Here is a 16,669-nt window from a genome sequence, read left to right as displayed (position 1 = left end):
GCTGGACGCTGCCCTCGGTCCTTCTAACTGCGCGTTAAGACTAGGTTGTGTTTTTAGCGCAGCATCTTGAAAGCACAAAAGCGGTGCTTTATGTTTTGCCTATGGCTACCACAGGCAAGACACCGCATCCATCGCTGCTGCGCTACACGCTGGCGCCTGACGACAGTGCCCGGCAGGCGCTGGACGACACCATTGCCGCCTATCTCAGGATGATCGAAATCCTGACCGGCCTCGTCTCTGACAGGACGGGCGCCAATCTCGTCGTGTTGCATGACCTTGCCTATGAAACTGTCCGCGAGCAGACGGGCCTGCCGGCCAGGCTGGTCACGCTTGGCCTTCGCGATTTCGCCGCCAATCGCGGCGTCACCGCCGATCCGACTCATCTGCCGCTCGATGACAAGCTCTTCGCCATCAAAGGCCCTTCGGACCTGACGATCGCCACGGTGCACGGACGTGTTGCCGTGCCCTTCGATGTCGCGGGTTATTCACGGGGATGGGAGAGTATTTTTCCGGCCTACCTCGTTGCGGGCCATGACCGTTACGAGATTCACATCGGCGTTACGCCGAATTCCGCTCGGATGGAGGAAAACATGACGAACGAAGGCATTCTCTCACGCATGGGTCGCCTGATCGCGGGCATCGCGAATGCGGCCATCGACAAGGCGGAAGGCGTAAACAAGATCGCCGTCATTGAACAAGCGGTCCGCGAGATCGATGCGGCGGCTGATGAGGCACGCACCGATCTCGGCAAGGCGCGTGCGGAGGAATACCGCATCCAGAGTCGCAAAGACGAAATCGTCGAAGACATGAACGCGCTCGACCAGAAGATCCGCCTCGCCGTCTCCTCCGGGCGGGATGACCTGGCAAAGGCCGGCGTCGCCCGTCAGATCGATCTCGAATCCCAGATCGCAGCGCTCGATAAGGCACTGGCCGATGCCAGAGAGCAGGTTGACGAAGGGCAGAAAGCCTTGCAGGCCGTGCTCGCCACGCGCCGCGAGGCGGACGCTCGCCTTGCCGATTTCAAGCGCAGTATCGCCCGGCATCCCGAACAAGCAGCGACCGGTCACAGCCAGCCCGCACCGGGTGCAGATGCTGCCCGCGCTGCCGCAGCCGTCTCGCGGCTGACCGGAGTTCCCACTGGCGAGCATGGCCACAGTTCCGAATTGGACGAACTCGACCGACTGCACCGCGATCAGGCAATCGAAGCCCGGCTCGCACGCTTCAAGGCGGATAACCGATAACGCCGATGGAGCTCCTTTTTTCACCGGAATGTGCGCCCTTCGCCATCGCCGCAGCGATCCTTGTCGGCCTGACCGGGATCGAGATGCTCGCGATGGTCATGGGTTTTTCGATGACGGAATTTCTGGGAAAGCCGGAGGTTCATGGCCATGACGGCATCCTGGCTTACCTTTCCTGGCTCAATCTCGGCGGTGTTCCGCTGCTGATTCTCATGATGCTGACGCTCGGCTTCTTCGCGATGACGGGCTTTGCGTTGCAGGCCGTCGCCAACGCCGTCTGGGCGCCGCTGCCAAGCTTGATAGCCGTCATACCTGCCGCGCTCGCAACCATCCCCATGGTCAGGGCATCGAGCAGAACCGTGGCGCGGATCGTACCGCACGACGAAACCTACGCGGTCGATCTCGACGCCTTGCTCGGCCGGACAGCCGAGGTGTCGATCGGCCCGCTCGATCAGGGACTGCCGGGCCGCGTCCGCGTCAAGGATCAGCATGGAAACTGGCACGTGCTTCGAGCCCGAGCTGCCAAGGGCGAAGGTCCGCTCGCGATCGGCGCTTCGGTTCTTCTCGTCGATCACAAGGCAAATGTGTTTATCGCCATTCCCGCGCCGGTCGACCCCGCCGATGCGGACAATCAATCTTTGAGGGAGCAGCAATGATATACGACGTTATTCTACCAGCTGGCATTGGGATTGTTCTGATCTTCGGCATCGGTTTTGTCCTCGCCTCTCTTTACACGCGCTCCAGCCGCGATGAGGCCTATGTGCGCACCGGTCTCGGCGGCCAGAAGGTCGTGCTCGACGGCGGTTCGGTCGTCCTGCCAATCTTCCATTCGACTGCCCGGGTGAACCTGAAGACGCTGCGCCTCGAGGTTCGCCGCGGCGAAGGCGATGCACTGATCACCAAGGACCGCATGCGCGTCGATATCGGCGCTGAATTCTATGTGCGCGTGAAACCCGATGCCTCCTCGATTGCGCTTGCAGCTCAGACACTCGGCAACCGCACCAACGATGCCGAGGCTCTCCGCATCCTGATCGAGGCGAAATTCGTCGACGGCCTTCGCTCGGTGGCCGCGACGATGAATCTCGACGCGCTGCAGGAACAGCGCATGGATTTCGTCAAGGCCGTGCAGGAAGCTGTCGGCGCCGATCTCCAGTCGAACGGCCTCGAACTCGAATCCGTGTCGCTGACACGCCTCGACCAGACCGATATCAAGCATTTCAACGCCAACAACTTCTTCGACGCGCAGGGCCTAGCGGCATTGACCCGCATCACCGAGGGACGCAAGAAGGAGCGAAACGAGATCGTCCGCGACACCGAAGTCGCCATCGCCCAAAAGGATCTCGAGGCCCGTCAGCAATCGCTGACCATCGAGCGAACCAAGCGGGAAGCCGAACTCAGCCAGGAACGGGACATCGCCAACAAATCCGCAGCGACACGCGCCGAAACCGCGCAGCAGGAGCAGGCCGCAAAACGCGCTGAGGAGGAAGCCCGCATCGCTTCCGAACAGGCGATCGCCGAACGCGAGGCATCTGCCAAGCAGGCTCGCGAAAGCGCCAACATCGACGCCGCCCGCGCCGTCCAGCAACGCGAAACCGAAGCCAAGCGTGACCTCCAGATCGTGGCACAGGAAAGCGCCATCGCCGTTGCCAACAAGAGCCGGGAAGAATCCGAAGCGAAGGCGGCTGCGGAAACGGCCCGCGCGCTGGCGATAGCGGCAGAAGAAAAGGTCGGCACCGCCAAGGCGATCGAGATTGCCGAACGCGAAAAGCAGATTGCCGTCATCGACGCACGCAAGAAAGCCGAGACGGAAGCGACCGCCGTTACCGTCGGCGCCGAAGCCGAAAAACAGGCGGCAAGCGACCAGGCCGAGGCCATCAAGACGCTCGCCACCGCCGAGGCGGATGCGGCGATCATCAAGGCCAAGGGCATTCTCGAAACCGGCAAGGCCGCGGCCGAGAGCGAGGCATTGCTCAACGACGCCCGCAACAAGCTGAGCTCAGCCATCATCGAGTTCGAGATCACCCGCGAACGGATCCGCATCATTCCGCAGGCGCTCGCCGAAGCGGTCAAGCCGATCGAGAAGATCTCGGATATCAGGATATTCGACACCGGCGGCATGCTTGGCCGTGGAAACGGAGCGGGCGGCGGAAACGGCATCGGGCTCGGTGAAGGACTGGCTAGCCAGCTCCTCTCCTACCAGGCCAACAAACCGATCCTCGACAAATTGTTGAAGGAAGCCGGCTTCGAAGGCGACGATGCCATCTCATCCCTCCTTGGAAATCTCGATGGTGCAAAACCGGCAAGACCGGCGACGCACGCCGCGGCAAAGCCGGCAATACCGGCCGCAGTGCCGACACAAACGATCATCCCTCCGGCGCCGAAGCCGGCCCCAAAGAAGGACTGATCGCCGCGCAAGCGGGTCTGGACTAGCGCAGGATGATTTTACTCCGGTTCGGCCTAAAATCTGAATCCTGTTCTAAATTAAATAGTTAGAGCATGATGTCGCCCGAAAACCGCACACACTTTTCGGCATCATGCTCTATCTCACCCAGCCCGTTGCCAGCGCGTGGGCCCAGTCGGCACGGCCCCTTTTAGCGGCCAGTGCCGACATCGCCATATGGTCATAGGCGACGGTCCGGAACTGCCATGTCCATCCGCCCGCCGCCTTTTCCAGAATGGCATAACTCGCCAGCGGATGGCCGGCTTCCACCTTGTGATAATAAGGCAGTTCGTCGTCATAGGCCGGGCATCCGACGCTGCCGGGATTGACGATCAGGCGGCCATCGGAGAGGCGCACAGCCCGGGGAATGTGGCTGTGGCCGCAGAGGATCAGCGGCAGGTCGATGCCTTCGGCCAATGCCTCGATCGCCTCGAACGGCTGCAGGAGGACGAAGCCCTCCGGCGAGACCGATTCCAGCCAGTAGAGATTGTCGTCCTTCGGCGTCGCGTGGCAGAGATAGACCTCGCCGCGATAGACGATATCGAATGGCAGGCCGCGCAGCCAGTCGAGATGGGATGGCGTCAATTGCCGATAGGCGGCGGCATCCGAAGCATGCATGGAGGCGGGATCCTGCTCGATCAGATAGCGGTCGTGATTGCCGCGGACCGACGTCAGGCTAAGCGGCTTCAGCAAGTCTGCCGTCTTGCCGGCATCGAGCGGGCCGCTGAAGAAATCGCCGAGATTGACGATCTCCTCGATCTCCTGCGCACGAATATCAGCAAGCACGGCCTCGAGCGCTAGATGGTTGCCGTGGATATCGGCAATTGCCGCAAAACGCATCTCTAGCTGCCTCGGTAGGTGGAATAGCCATAGGGCGATATCAGCAGCGGCACATGGTAATGCGCTGTGACGTCGGCAACGCCGAAGCGAATCGGCACGAGATCGAGGAAGGCGGGATGCGGCAGCGGCGTGCCGCTGGCCCTCAGATAATCGCCGGCGTGGAAGACCAGTTCATAGGTGCCGGCCCGAAAATTTTCGCCGATGAGGATGGGGCCGCCATCAACCCGGCCGTCGGCATTGGTCTCCACCGTCTTCAGATGCCTGCGGATCTCGCCGTCAAGCTGGAAAAGATCGATCCTCAAGCCCTCGGCCGGCTTGCCGAGAGCGGTGTCGAGAACATGTGTGGTCAGTCCGGTCATGGGGCTGGCTCTTTGATGATATAAGGGGTTAAGAAGAAGTACTCTTCCAGATTATTGCCCGGCCCGTCACGGTCGACGACCAGGAAATCTGCGGCTTGGCCGAGCGCCATCAGCGGATGGTGCCAGACGTTGCGGCGATAGTTCACGCCCTGGTCGCCGCGCGCCAGAAACACCTGCGGCCTGCCCGGGCGACCGTGCTCATCCTCGGAGACGACGACGAGAAAAGGACGGCCCGAGACCGGCGAGAAACTCTGGCTGCCGAAAGGATGGCGCTCCATCATGGTGACTTCATAGGGGAAGTTGCGCGGCTGGCCACGAAAGAGGTTGATGATGACGCGCGCACCCTCGCCCGTCGCCTCGGCGGCGGCGAGCGCATGGAAACGCTCCGTCGTACCGCCATTGATAAGCCGCATCGAGGCGGGATCGGCTTCGATCACCTCGCCGAAGGGAGCAAAGGCGGATCTCGTAAGCGGACGGATGTCGAGATGTGGGGGCAATCGTTCACTCACCTTCGGCATGCCAGTGACGGATGGCATCGATCGCGGAAAGAAGCTCCGGCAGCGTGCGATACGTCGCCTCCCAGATGTCGGAAGGATCGAGATCGAAGACGCCGTCGAGGATACGGTTGCCCGTGCCGCAGATTTTCGTCCACGGCAGATCGGGATGCTCGGTCGCAAATTCCGGATGAGTCACCAGCAAGCGGGATGCCGCGGCACCGATGGTGAAGTGGCAAAAGGTGACCGCCTTGAAGGTGAGCTTGTCCCCGGCGAACGCCGCCCCATCCATTCCGCCGACGAAAGACAGCGCTTCGGATGCCGCCTCATACATCTCATTGAGATAGTCGATCGCGCGCCGCTCGTTCATTCAGCCTCCGGCAGCATCGTCGTCAGGCGCAGCAGCGCGATCCGCTCGACTTGCGCCGTCGCGGTCGCAAATTCCGCGTCCCTGCTGTTGCCGATCCGTGTTTCGAAGGCCGACAGGATATCGTCCTTGCCGAGCCCTTTGACGGCGATGATGAAGGGAAAGCCGAATTTTTCGACATAGGCCGAATTGAGTTCGGTGAAGCGGGCATGTTCGGCCGGGCTCAGGCGGTCGAGACCGGCGCCGGACTGCTCCTTCCGGCTGTCTTCGGTGAGTTCGCCTGATATCGCAAGGCGCCCGGCAAGGTCAGGATGGGCGCTGAGCACGCCGAGGCGTTCCTGCGGGCTTGCCGCCCGGAAAACAGCGGTTAGCGACGCATGCACGCCGGCTGCCGTCAGCGGCTCCGTCACGTGGCCGGCGTCATAGGCGCGCTCGGCAATGAAAGGCGAATGTTCAAAGAGGCCGCCGAAGCGGGAAACGAAATCCTCGCGCGACATCATCAGAGCGCTTCCGGCTGATGATGCTTGTGCCAATGCTCGGCGATCTCGATGCGGCGCGGAATCCAGACCTTATCATGCTTCAGCACATATTCGATGAAGCGCTTCAACGCTGCCGCCCGGCCAGGACGTCCGACGAGGCGGCAATGCAATCCGACCGACATCATCTTCGGGCTGCCCGCTTTGCCTTCCTCATAAAGCGTGTCGAAGGCATCCTTCAGATAGGTGAAGAACTGATCACCGGCATTGAAGCCTTGCGGCGTCGCAAAACGCATGTCGTTGGTTTCGAGCGTATAGGGGATGATCAGGAAGGGTTTCCCGTCGACGCCCTTCACCCAGTAAGGCAGGTCGTCGGCGTAGGAATCGGAGGAATAGAGGAAACCGCCCTCCTCCTGCACCAACCGAAGCGTATTGTCGGAAGGCTTGCCCTGATACAGGCCATAGGGCCGCTCGCCGGTAAGCTCGGTATGCAGGCGCACCGCTTCGAGGATATGCTTGCGCTCCAGATCTTCAGGAAAATCCTTGTATTCCAGCCAGCGGTAACCATGGCTGGCGATCTCCCAACCGGCCTCCTTCATCGCGGCGACGGCCTCGGGGTTGCGGGCCATCGCCAGCGTCACGCCGTAGACGGTTGCCTGCACCTTGAGATCGGTGAACATCCGCCAGAGCCGCCAGAAGCCTGCACGCGAACCATACTCATAGATCGATTCCATGTTGAGGTTACGCTGCCCTGGCCAGGCGGCCGCGCCGACGATCTCCGACAGCAGGTTTTCGGAAGCCGGATCTCCGTCGAGGATCGAGCTTTCGCCGCCCTCCTCGTAGTTGATGACGAACTGCACGGCGACGCGTGCCTCGTCCGGCCATTTCGGATCGGGCGTCAGACGCCCGTAACCGACGAGATTGCGCGGATAAGTCTCGGATACCATCAAATCACCTTCTGAAAAGACGGGGAACGGTAGCATCCGCAGCTGGAATGTCGAGACGGAAACTGCTCCGCCGGATTTTGCCCTTACGGCACAAGCCTTTAGCCCATCGGCAGACTCAAGCTATTTTGCGCGCGCTGACCTTGCCCATCGGATGCAGCGAATGAACGCGGAAAGGACCGCCAGTGCCCTCCTCGATCATCAGAGCCACGTTCGAAACCGTGACAGGTTCGCAGAGGACAGGCTCGAAGATCGTCCGCAACGCCGGCTCGATGCGCGGCATGTCGATCGCGTTGACGGGGCCAGTCACCGGCATATGAAAGCGGAACTCCTCCATCACATAGGGATTGCCCCAGCGATGCAGATTGGAAAATTGCGTCGCCGACAGCCCGTCCGGATCGCTGCGTTCGATCTCGGCCTCGCTGAGCGGTGCGCGGAAACGATCGAATTCCTGCACGATCGCCGAGGCGAGATACTGGATCTGCTCGCAGGGCGTGCTCGGCAGCAGGCTGTAGAAATTGCCGAGCCGGGCGACTTCGATACGCGGAATCTGGAAGGGAACGAAGGTCCCGGAAAAACGCATGAGATCGCGCAGGAGTTGCGATTCTGGCATGTCGCGGGACAAGTGGAACGGCGCCTTCAAAACGCCGTGAAATCCGTAGCGCCGCGGCACGGCGGTATGGAAGGCAATCTCGTGAATGCCGAGGCCACGAACTGCCGGAGGCTCCATCATATCGCCCGAAAACACGTTTCGGCCAAGCCAATTGGCGGCCACGAGCGACAACGGGTCGCTCGCCGGAGGCGTGAAGCAAATGGCATAGCGCATGCAATTTCCTCCATCAAGGAAGTGAGAGCCGTTCAGATCCGGCGCTGTCGATGCGCAAGCAGATAGGTGATTTGCATGACAGAATAACGAAAGGCAGCGGCGTCTAATTCACGTTTAACGTGAAGCCACCGCAATGTGGCTTGAAATTGCGAAGCTTTCCGGCAGCAAAAATCCGCAGTCTGTATCGCTTGCGATACATATCGCCGCCTCCGCCAGCCGGTGGGCGAGGCCGAAACTGACCTTAAAGCCGCCGGTCAGCGCGATCAGGCGCCGGTGGTCGGGATGGCGACCGATCATCGGATCCCGATCGATCGCCTTCGGGCGAAGCCCGGCCCAGCGCTCGACAATAGGGGCGTCGCGAAGCGTCGGTACGATGCCCCGCGCCGCCTCGATCAGCACGTCGAGTTGGACGTCGGTGGATGTAGGATCGTCAAAACGGTTCTCACTGGTGCTGCCGATCGCCGCGTGCCCGCCCTCATGCGCGACGACATAGAGCCCGTCGAGGAAGATCGTCGGCAGCGCCGGGTCGATATCGGCTTTCAACAATGCCGCCTGCCCCTTCACCGGCTGGCCGAGCGGTTGTTTCAGCCCCGGCGTCAGGCCCTGCAACAACGGAAAGGACTGATGGCCAGCGGCCAGGATGCAGTGACTGAAAACGATGGTTTCGCCGTTGATTTCGGCCGTACCGCGATCGGGATCGAGGCCGGCAACCGTCGCATGCTCCAGGATGCGAACATGCTTTGCCCGCCGCAGGAAGGCGATGAGCGCTGCGACCAGCAAGCGAGGCGCAACGCGGGCGGCGAGCGTGTCATGCACGAAGCCGCTCTCGCCGGCAGACGCCTCGATCCAGCCGTTGACCGGCGGCCCGTCGAGCACATGCCAGTGAAAGCGGCGGCCGCCCGCCCGCCAATGGCGTTCGGCGTCCTCGGAGTGGCCACGCGCTATTGTATTGAGATGCGGTTTCGGCAGCGGGATAAGCCGTCCGGAACGGCGGTAACCGGCAGAAAGTCCGGTCTCGGCTTCGAGCGCGGCGATCTCGGTTTCGAGCGAGACCAGCGCATCGAACTGGAACTGCTTCTTCTCCGACCACCGGTCCGGCATATGCGGCATCAGCGCGCCGAGCAGGCCGCCGCTTGCACCTTCGCCCAATCTGCCGGCGTCACTGATAAGAGTCCGGATGCCCCGGCGCTCGGCATGGACGGCCGCCCACAGACCCATGATGCCGCCGCCGACGATCAGCAATTCTGAGGACGATTGACCTGAGACCGGCTGAGGACTATCGGCTTTTTCCATGACAGACGTGAACCCCGATCAGATTGGCGCAGGCGCCCCGCAGCCGCTCGAATGGCGCGACGGCGATATGCCCTATTCCACCGCCTTTGGCGATCACTTTTATTGCCAGACCGACGGGCGGCTGGAATGCGGCCACGTCTTCCTCGCCGGTAACGGCCTGCCGGAGCGCTGGAACGGGCGGCAGGCATTCCTGATCGGTGAGCTCGGCTTCGGCACCGGCCTGAACTTCGCCGAGACCTGGCGGCAATGGAAGCTCCACCGTGCAGACGGCCAGCACCTGCATTTCACCTCCTTCGAACTCCACCCGATGCGCGGCGAAGAAATCGGCCGGGCGCTGTCGCACTGGCCGGAGATCGATGCAGAACGCGAGGCGCTGACGTCGGCGTGGCCGCAAGCGCCCGATGGCATCGTTGAGCTCGATCTCGATGCCCAGACGACGCTCAGCGTGGTCTGCGGCCATGCCTTGGAGGGCGTGGCCGCAGCCCCGCCCGGCTTCGACGCCTGGTATCTCGACGGCTTCGCCCCGTCGCGCAACAGCGATATGTGGTCGGAGCAACTGATGCGGCTCGTCTGCGAGAAAAGCGCAGCCGGCGGCACCTTCGCCACCTATGCGGCGGCTGGCTTCGTGCGCCGCAACCTCATCGCCGCAGGTTTTGCCGTCGAGCGCCGCAAGGGCTTTGCCGGCAAGCGCGAAATGCTCTGTGGCGCCAAGGCGTCACCCGATCAGCGTACAGATCAGTAGCTGGTGCGCCCCGGCTGCTGCTCGCTCGTTCCGAGCCACTGGCGGATTTTTTCCTCGAGCAGCTCGGGGCTGATCGGCTTCGACATGTAGTCGTCCATGCCGGCATCGAGGCAGAGTTCGCGGTCGCTTTCGAGCGCGTGAGCGGTAACGCCGATGATCGGCACCCGGTGGCCCCGCCCCTTTTCCCGTTCGCGGATCGCCCGGGTCGCCTGATGGCCGTTCATGACGGGCATCGAGACGTCCATCATGATGATGCGCGGCGTATGCCTCTCCCAGGCGGCGACCGCCTCCTCGCCATTCTCGACGACGAGAAAGGAAAGACCCGTGCCTTGCAGGATCTGTGTGAAGACGATCTGGTTGACCTCGTTGTCCTCGGCGACGAGCACGTCGACGAATTCAGCGGCCCGTTTCTGCGGCAGAGGCGCCGGCGCCGGCGCGGCCGCTTCCGTCTGTAGCCGGGCAAACTCAGCCTCGGATGCCTGCTTGACGCGGCTGGCGCGCACCACCTCGACCACGGTGTTGCGCAGCACGTTGGCGCGCGCCGGCTTCATCAGATGCGCGTGCCCGTTCAACGCCGCAAATTCTTTTTCCGTGCCCGAAATATCCATCGACGTCAGGAAGATGATCGGCAGTTCGACGAAGCGGGGATCGGCGCGCAGCCGGCGCGCGACATCGGCGCCGTTCATATCGGGCATGTGATAGTCGAGCACGACCGCATCGACGGTAACGCCGAGACCGGCCGCCGCCTCCAGGATCGCAAGCCCGGTCCCGCCGCCCTCGGCGGCCACGCCGTCGAAACCCCAGAGAGAAAGCTGCTCGGTGAGGATTCGCCGGTTTACCTCATTGTCGTCGACGACGAGGATACGCGCACCCTGCACGTTGATCGGCAACGGCTTCGGCTCAAGGCGGGCGGCCGCCACCGCAAACGGCAGGTTGATGGTGAAGACGGAACCCTTGCCCCATTCGCTTTCGACGTTGAGATAACCGCCGAAAAGGTCGACGAGCCCGGCGGTGATCGCAAGACCGAGGCCTGTTCCTTCATGCCGCCGGGTCGACGAGGCGTCCACCTGCGAGAATTTATCGAAGACCGATTCGAGCTTCTCCGGCGGGATGCCGATCCCGGTATCCTCGATGCGGATGCACGCCATGATCTCGCCGCCGGCCGCCGGCTGGAAGCCGACATCGACAAAGACATGGCCGCGCTCGGTGAACTTGACGGCGTTACCGACAAGATTGGTAACGATCTGGCGGAAGCGCCCGGCGTCGCCGATCACAGCGGCGGGCAGATCGGGTGCGGCCCGCACCAGGAGCTCGATGTTCTTCTCGGCGGCGTGCGAGGACAAGAGTGTCGCCACGTCCTCCACCGCTTCGGTGATATCGAAGGCGGCCTTGCGCAGTTTCATCTGCCCGGCGTCGATCTTCGAGAAGTCGAGGATATCGTTGATGATCGTCAGCAGCGCGTTACCCGACTTGACGATGATATCGACGAAGGTCTTCTGGCGGGTATCGAGATTGGTCTTTGCAAGCAGCTCCGCCATGCCGAGCACGCCGTTCATCGGTGTGCGGATCTCATGGCTCATATTGGCAAGGAATTCGGATTTGGCGCGATCGGCGGCTTCAGCGCGCGACAGCAGTTGGCGTAGCTCCTCCTCGCGGCCCTTGAGCTCGGTGACGTCGGTGAAGAGCGCCACCCAGTGTTGCCCCTTGCTGACCGTCGCATCCATGTTCACCCAGCGCTCGCCGCCGACATGGAAGGCCGTGGAGATCGGCAACCTGGCCGCGATATTGTCGCGCCAACCTTGCAGAATCTCGGCCGCGTCCTCGTGGAAGTCGCCGCGCGCCGCGCAGAACTCGAACATGCCGAGCCAACCCTGCCCGGTCTCGATATAGGTGGCGGGAATCTCCAGGATATGAGCCAACGCCTCATTGGACATCTTGATAATGCCGTCCTGAACGATGGCTAGGCCCTGCGGCATGGCATGCGTCGCGTCGCGCAACAACTCGCCGAGATGTTCCAGCGCGGCACGGGCCTCGTGGACTTCATTTTCCCGCTGACGCACGGCCGTAATGTCGGCATAGGTGAGCAGGATCCGGTCGTTCGAGATACGGCGGCTATCGAAGATGACCGATTTGCCGCCCGCCCAGCCGAGCTCAATCGGCTCGGGCTCCTCGGTCTCGAACAGGTGCTTGCGGAAATCGTAGATCTCCTCGGGCGTCTGCGTGCCGTCGTAGCGACCGAGCTCATAATTGCGGCGGATGACGTCGATGAAGGGCCGGCCGTCGAAGGGATCGTCGAGCGGCAGCTCCCAGATGCCGTAGAACTCGTCGTTGACGTAGAGGATCCGGTGGTCGTTATCGAGGATCAGCACGCCGACCGGCAACGAGCGTAGGATATTCTCGATATCCCGGTGCAGCACCTCTTTGTGTTTCTGCGCCTCGATCAGCGCCTTCTCTCGTTCCTTGAGTGGCGAGATGTCCGAAAAAGAGCCGACGACATAGGGCCGACCATCCGCTGTCACGACGCGGTTGACGCGCGAGAGGACGGAATAGATATGGCCGTCCTTGCTCGGCAGCAGGCTTTCGATCTCCTTCGACTTGCCTCCCTGCAACGCCAGCAGATTTTCCTGATAGATCGCCTCGCCTCCGTCCGGACCGAACATTTCGTGTTCGGTCATCCCAAGGACCCGGGAACGGCTATGGCCGCTGAAGGCCTCGTAATATTGATTGGCGTAGACGAGGCGATGCTTGTCGTCGCGCACGAAGGCTGCGACCGGGAGATCCTCCAGGATGGTGCGCAGCAGGTCGAGCTCATTGACGCTCTCGTGCCAGGCCGTGTCGCTGACAGCCGCAGGCTTTGCGCCGTTGCGATAGGCGGCGTTGACGACCAGCGGCCGGCCATCTTCGGCAAAGATGCCGATCGGCTGGTCGAGCTGTTCCAGCGCCTCGCGCACGCGGGCGAAATCGGCGGCGGCGCTATCGTCCACGGCGCGGCGCGGCGGCGCTCGCACTTCGAAAATGCCGAGCACATAAGCCCGGTCCGGCGACGGCGAGAAGCTTTCGATCTGGATGCGTTCGTGGCCGACACCCGCCGCATCGAAGCAGATGGCGTTTTCCTCGGTGCCGAACACCAGTGCGCGGCGTTCCTTGTCCTCGCGCTCCTCTTCCTCGGGACGGTCGAAGAGCTCGCGGCTGCGCCTGCCAATGAAATCGGAGATCTCGCGGCCTAGAAAACGGGCATAGGCCTCGTTGACAGCGATATAACGCAGTTCGCTGTTCTTGACATAGGCCGGGGTATCCAGATCAGCGATCCGGCGGCAAGCCAACTCCAGAAGTTCCCCGGCTGATTTCAAAAAATATCGTTCCCGCATTAAATGAAATATCGACTACAAAAACTATAACGCCAAGGCTTTTAACAAGGTTTTAACCATAAATTTCGACCGCGGAATTTTACGAGCCGGCTCACCAAGCTAAAGATAATTCGGGATTACCAGCCCCGGCTTGCACGAGACTGACAGGTCGCCCGTCATAAATCCGTTCGACGTCGGGATCCGTTGAAATCATGACGAAAATTTAATGCCGAAACCACTTGCGCGGCCATTGCGCCGCCGCGATCCGGGCCGAGTCTTCGGCATGGCTTTATGGAAGCCATGCCCATGAAAGGAAAATACCATGTCCGTTCTTCATAAGACCATGGCGACGGGCCTGATCGCGCTGACCTTTGCCGGCGCCTCGCTCGCCACCGCTACCACCGCCGATGCCCGTCCACGCGATGCCTTCTGGGGCGGCCTTGCCGCTGGCGTCGTCGGCGGCGCCCTGCTGTCGGAGGCCGCCCGTCCGGCCTACCCGGCCTATCCCGCCTATCCCACTTACCGTCCCTACCCCGTTTACCGGAGCTATTACCGGCCGGACTATTGCCACTTCGAATGGTTGCACGACGATTGGGGCAATCCCTATCGCGTCAAAGTCTGCCAGCGATAACAGAAACCGCATCCGGCGCCGCTTGCTCCCCCGGCGGCGCCGACCCAGTGCCCTCAACGACGACCAAACGAAACTGGCGGATTTTCATCCGCCAGATCAAAGCCGATCAGACCGTATTTTCAACCGTTACGGAGAAAGTTCCTCCAGTACGCGGTCCTTGGTTTCTACCGCAAACAACATCGTGATGATCGCACCGACGATCAGAATGGCTGCGAAGCTCGCAAAGACATACTGGATGCCCATGGAAGACATCACCGTACCAACGAGGATCGGGCCGGCCGATGATCCCAGGCGAAGCCAGGCACTGCCGGTTCCGGTTCCCAATGCCCTGAGACGCGTCGGGTAGATCTCTGCCGAGTACAGGTAAAGGGAGAATGTGACGGTCTGGACGATCGCATAAGCGAGACCGGCTAGAACCAAAACCTGAATGGGAGAGGTCGCGCCGAGCCATGCGAGAGCCAGCAGCGGCACGGGAGCGAGAAGCAGCGCCCCCGTATACCAGCGCTTGCGTCCCACTTTGTCGATGAGCAGCGCGCAGATCACAGCGGCGATTACGCCTCCGACTGATGTCAGGAACCCGTAGAAGATGCTGGTTTGAAGCGGCAGGTTGAAGACCTGTCGATACAGGGTCGGCAGCCAGGTGATCGTACCGTTGGCGACCGTATAGGCGGTGAACCACATGGCCCAGATGGAAAGCGTCCGCTTCAGGTAGACGCCCTGGAAAAGCTCGCGCCAGTCCGACTTGCGGTGGACCGGCGCTTGGATGAGCTTCGGTTCGGGCAATTCCTTGCCGGCCGCACGAGCACTTTCTTCCATGCGGGTGACGATAGCGTTTGCTTCGCCATAGCGGCCGTTGGCAGCTAACCAACGCGGTGATTCCTTCAGGAACCAGCGCAGAGGAACCATGATGATTGCGGGAACGAGACCGACGACGAACATCGCCTTCCAGCCGTAAACCGGTACCATGAAGTAGCCGATCAGCCCGGCGCCGACGAGGCCCAGCAGGAACATGACCTCATAGAGGAGGAAGAACTTGCCGCGCCCCTTCGACCCGATCAACTCATTGATATAGGCGCTGGCGACCGGAACCTCGCCGCCGGTGCCGATCCCCTGGACGAAACGGAAGGCCATCATCATGCCGGCCCCGGCAGCAAACAGGCATGCGACATCCATGCTGACGAAGAGCAGGATGGTGAATAGGAGAACTTTCAGCCGGCCGATCTTCTCGGCGAGCCAGCCAAACAGGATCGCACCGATCAACTGTCCCAGATAGCCCATCGACAGGATCATGCCGGTCTGTGAGGGCGTCAGGCCCCACTCGCGAACAAGGACGGGCATGGCATAAGCGATGGCGATGACCGTGTAGCCGTCGAAGAATGTTGCGGCGCCGACAATATTGCGCGCCCAGAATACCTCGCGGGTGATGGGAAGGCGCTCCAGACGAGCGCTGATTTCGGCCTGATGATCAGCGACATTCGCCGTCTCAGCCGGCATAGGCTGCATGACATTCATTGGTTCCTCCTACTCGCCCCGTGGCCTACCACTCTCCCGGCCAGGGCGCTCCTGCTTGATGGTTGCTACTGCGCGTCAGTTCGTCCTGTCAGAGCAATGGCCTTCAAAGACGTTCAAGTCTGCCTCGGCGGGTTTCCATGGTTTCCTCCTCCCTTCGGAATGCGCCCCTGCGACATGCGCAGGGGCGTCAAAGAGGTCACTCGGCAGCCAAGAGCTGGTCAACGCGGCCAATACCGGCGGCGTCGAAGGCAGCAAAGATCTCTGCTTCGGCCTTTTCGCCAAGGTTCTTCAGCGGCTCGCGGATCGTGGCGTGATCAAGGATACCACGGTGGACAAGGCCGAGTTTCAGGGCCACGGTGCCTTCCATGTGAGAGCCGCGGTGATAGACGGCACGCGTCACCGGAAGAAGGCGTTCGAAGATCTTGCGCGCTTCCGGATAGTCCTGTGCCTTTCCAGCTTTGATCAGGTCGATCAGCAGCTCCGGCGCGATATTGCCATAACCGACGAGCAGACCGTCGACATCGAACATGGTTGGCAGCAGCCATTCATCGTGGCAGCTCAGAACCTGCAGCTTTGGATTGGCCTTCTTCAGCTCCGGAATTTCGACATACCAGCGCTTCATATTGCGCACGCCGTTCTTGGTAGCGACGACGCCTTCCTGGGTAGCAATCGCAAGCTGTGTATCCAGATCGTATGATGCCTTGGTGGCGTCGGGATACTGGAAAAGGATGCACTGCAGGCCAGATTCCTGCCAGATTGCCTTGTAGCGATCCTGAGGCGCTCCCTTCTGAAAGCCGAAACGCAGCCAGCCGTGGTTCGGATAGACGAGCGCGCCGGTGGCACCAGCGGCCTTGCATTTCCTGGCCTCTTCAGCGGCGACCCTCGTGCCTTCACCGGTAATCCCGGCAATGATCGGAACGGTACCGTCGACCGCTTCAACATAAGTGTGGATGAGAGCAAGGCGCTCATCTTCCGTGAGGAAGGTGCCTTCGCCGGCATGGCCGAGGATGACGAGGCTTTTGACGCCTTCCATCGAGACCAGCCATTTGGCGATTTTGGCGTTGGCTTTGTGATCAATTTCACCGTCTCGGGTGAAAGCGGTAACGGGGGCCGGGCTCAGCCCGCGCATATCCATCGGTTGCATATTGGTCTCCTCCTTC

Annotated in this window: 16 protein-coding genes; 5 read left to right on the top strand and 11 right to left on the bottom strand. The window is 61.6% G+C overall.

Going from position 1 to position 16,669, the window contains the following annotated elements:
• The first annotated feature begins 83 nt into the window (after positions 1-83).
• Genes RWJ89_RS30100 through RWJ89_RS30090 form a run of 3 tightly spaced genes read left to right on the top strand, consistent with a single transcriptional unit; the run spans position 84 to position 3,642 of the window.
• Positions 84-1,241 (top strand): PspA/IM30 family protein, encoded by a 1,158-nt coding sequence (locus RWJ89_RS30100; protein ID WP_316031894.1) that lies wholly within the window; start codon positions 84-86, stop codon positions 1,239-1,241.
• Positions 1,242-1,246: 5 nt separating this feature from the next.
• Positions 1,247-1,894, top strand: a complete 648-nt coding sequence (locus RWJ89_RS30095) for an OB-fold-containig protein (RefSeq protein WP_132612855.1) — start codon at positions 1,247-1,249, stop codon at positions 1,892-1,894.
• Positions 1,891-3,642: a flotillin family protein gene (locus RWJ89_RS30090; protein WP_077978981.1), complete on the top strand. Its 1,752-nt coding sequence runs from the start codon at positions 1,891-1,893 to the stop codon at positions 3,640-3,642. Before RWJ89_RS30095 ends, RWJ89_RS30090 begins: the two co-directional genes overlap by 4 nt.
• A gap of 135 nt (positions 3,643-3,777) precedes the next feature.
• On the opposite strand, the gene RWJ89_RS30085 is transcribed toward RWJ89_RS30090, so the two are convergent.
• The 8 genes from RWJ89_RS30085 to RWJ89_RS30050 form a co-directional block, all read right to left on the bottom strand.
• Entirely contained in the window at positions 3,778-4,518 is a 741-nt protein-coding gene (locus tag RWJ89_RS30085) for a metallophosphoesterase family protein (RefSeq protein ID WP_077978982.1), read from the bottom strand.
• A gap of 2 nt (positions 4,519-4,520) precedes the next feature.
• Positions 4,521-4,877 (bottom strand): hydroxyisourate hydrolase, encoded by a 357-nt coding sequence (gene uraH, locus RWJ89_RS30080; protein ID WP_025395554.1) that lies wholly within the window; start codon positions 4,875-4,877, stop codon positions 4,521-4,523.
• A complete protein-coding gene (locus tag RWJ89_RS30075; protein ID WP_316031893.1) occupies positions 4,874-5,395 on the bottom strand; it encodes an ureidoglycolate lyase in 522 nt (173 codons plus the stop codon). The genes uraH and RWJ89_RS30075 overlap by 4 nt, the downstream gene beginning before the upstream one ends.
• A complete protein-coding gene (locus tag RWJ89_RS30070) occupies positions 5,379-5,741 on the bottom strand; it encodes a HepT-like ribonuclease domain-containing protein (protein ID WP_003541963.1) in 363 nt (120 codons plus the stop codon). The genes RWJ89_RS30075 and RWJ89_RS30070 overlap by 17 nt, the downstream gene beginning before the upstream one ends.
• Positions 5,738-6,238 (bottom strand): 2-oxo-4-hydroxy-4-carboxy-5-ureidoimidazoline decarboxylase, encoded by a 501-nt coding sequence (gene uraD / locus RWJ89_RS30065; RefSeq protein WP_316031892.1) that lies wholly within the window; start codon positions 6,236-6,238, stop codon positions 5,738-5,740. The genes RWJ89_RS30070 and uraD overlap by 4 nt, the downstream gene beginning before the upstream one ends.
• The gene (gene puuE, locus RWJ89_RS30060) at positions 6,238-7,161 is read right to left on the bottom strand and encodes an allantoinase PuuE (RefSeq protein WP_017961584.1); all 924 of its coding nucleotides are present in this window, start codon (positions 7,159-7,161) and stop codon (positions 6,238-6,240) included. Before puuE ends, uraD begins: the two co-directional genes overlap by 1 nt.
• 115 nt (positions 7,162-7,276) lie before the next feature.
• On the bottom strand, positions 7,277-7,984 hold the full coding sequence (locus RWJ89_RS30055; protein ID WP_027664029.1) for a DUF1045 domain-containing protein: 708 nt from the start codon (positions 7,982-7,984) through the stop codon (positions 7,277-7,279).
• Between the two features lie 114 nt (positions 7,985-8,098).
• Positions 8,099-9,277, bottom strand: a complete 1,179-nt coding sequence (locus RWJ89_RS30050) for an NAD(P)/FAD-dependent oxidoreductase (protein ID WP_131664523.1) — start codon at positions 9,275-9,277, stop codon at positions 8,099-8,101.
• Here RWJ89_RS30050 and mnmD point away from each other — a divergent pair.
• Positions 9,276-10,019: a tRNA (5-methylaminomethyl-2-thiouridine)(34)-methyltransferase MnmD gene (gene mnmD / locus RWJ89_RS30045; RefSeq protein ID WP_131664522.1), complete on the top strand. Its 744-nt coding sequence runs from the start codon at positions 9,276-9,278 to the stop codon at positions 10,017-10,019. The genes RWJ89_RS30050 and mnmD overlap by 2 nt on opposite strands.
• Here mnmD and RWJ89_RS30040 read toward each other — a convergent pair.
• The gene (locus tag RWJ89_RS30040; RefSeq protein ID WP_168284947.1) at positions 10,013-13,369 is read right to left on the bottom strand and encodes a response regulator; all 3,357 of its coding nucleotides are present in this window, start codon (positions 13,367-13,369) and stop codon (positions 10,013-10,015) included. The genes mnmD and RWJ89_RS30040 overlap by 7 nt on opposite strands.
• A gap of 319 nt (positions 13,370-13,688) precedes the next feature.
• Between RWJ89_RS30040 and RWJ89_RS30035 the strand changes: the two genes are divergently transcribed.
• A complete protein-coding gene (locus tag RWJ89_RS30035; RefSeq protein ID WP_020051211.1) occupies positions 13,689-13,997 on the top strand; it encodes a hypothetical protein in 309 nt (102 codons plus the stop codon).
• A 126-nt stretch (positions 13,998-14,123) separates the two neighbouring features.
• On the opposite strand, the gene RWJ89_RS30030 is transcribed toward RWJ89_RS30035, so the two are convergent.
• On the bottom strand, positions 14,124-15,509 hold the full coding sequence (locus RWJ89_RS30030) for an MFS transporter (protein ID WP_168284948.1): 1,386 nt from the start codon (positions 15,507-15,509) through the stop codon (positions 14,124-14,126).
• 196 nt (positions 15,510-15,705) lie between these two features.
• A complete protein-coding gene (locus tag RWJ89_RS30025) occupies positions 15,706-16,653 on the bottom strand; it encodes a dihydrodipicolinate synthase family protein (protein WP_316031891.1) in 948 nt (315 codons plus the stop codon).
• Positions 16,654-16,669 lie beyond the last annotated feature (16 nt).

This window comes from Rhizobium sp. 10PS4, from assembly GCF_032464805.1.
GTDB lineage: Bacteria > Pseudomonadota > Alphaproteobacteria > Rhizobiales > Rhizobiaceae > Rhizobium > Rhizobium laguerreae.
This window is presented reverse-complemented; position numbering and strand designations above follow the sequence as displayed.

Bases quoted from the DNA above. Each gene is read 5' to 3' on its own strand.
- RWJ89_RS30095 (WP_132612855.1), top strand. From the start codon at position 1,247: ATGGAGCTCCTTTTTTCACCGGAATGTGCGCCCTTCGCCATCGCCGCA.
- RWJ89_RS30090 (WP_077978981.1), top strand. From the start codon at position 1,891: ATGATATACGACGTTATTCTACCAGCTGGCATTGGGATTGTTCTGATC.
- RWJ89_RS30085 (WP_077978982.1), bottom strand. From the start codon at position 4,518: ATGCGTTTTGCGGCAATTGCCGATATCCACGGCAACCATCTAGCGCTC.
- uraH (WP_025395554.1), bottom strand. From the start codon at position 4,877: ATGACCGGACTGACCACACATGTTCTCGACACCGCTCTCGGCAAGCCG.
- RWJ89_RS30075 (WP_316031893.1), bottom strand. From the start codon at position 5,395: ATGCCGAAGGTGAGTGAACGATTGCCCCCACATCTCGACATCCGTCCG.
- RWJ89_RS30070 (WP_003541963.1), bottom strand. From the start codon at position 5,741: ATGAACGAGCGGCGCGCGATCGACTATCTCAATGAGATGTATGAGGCG.
- uraD (WP_316031892.1), bottom strand. From the start codon at position 6,238: ATGATGTCGCGCGAGGATTTCGTTTCCCGCTTCGGCGGCCTCTTTGAA.
- puuE (WP_017961584.1), bottom strand. From the start codon at position 7,161: ATGGTATCCGAGACTTATCCGCGCAATCTCGTCGGTTACGGGCGTCTG.
- RWJ89_RS30055 (WP_027664029.1), bottom strand. From the start codon at position 7,984: ATGCGCTATGCCATTTGCTTCACGCCTCCGGCGAGCGACCCGTTGTCG.
- mnmD (WP_131664522.1), top strand. From the start codon at position 9,276: ATGACAGACGTGAACCCCGATCAGATTGGCGCAGGCGCCCCGCAGCCG.
- RWJ89_RS30050 (WP_131664523.1), bottom strand. From the start codon at position 9,277: ATGGAAAAAGCCGATAGTCCTCAGCCGGTCTCAGGTCAATCGTCCTCA.
- RWJ89_RS30035 (WP_020051211.1), top strand. From the start codon at position 13,689: ATGTCCGTTCTTCATAAGACCATGGCGACGGGCCTGATCGCGCTGACC.
- RWJ89_RS30030 (WP_168284948.1), bottom strand. From the start codon at position 15,509: ATGAATGTCATGCAGCCTATGCCGGCTGAGACGGCGAATGTCGCTGAT.
- RWJ89_RS30025 (WP_316031891.1), bottom strand. From the start codon at position 16,653: ATGCAACCGATGGATATGCGCGGGCTGAGCCCGGCCCCCGTTACCGCT.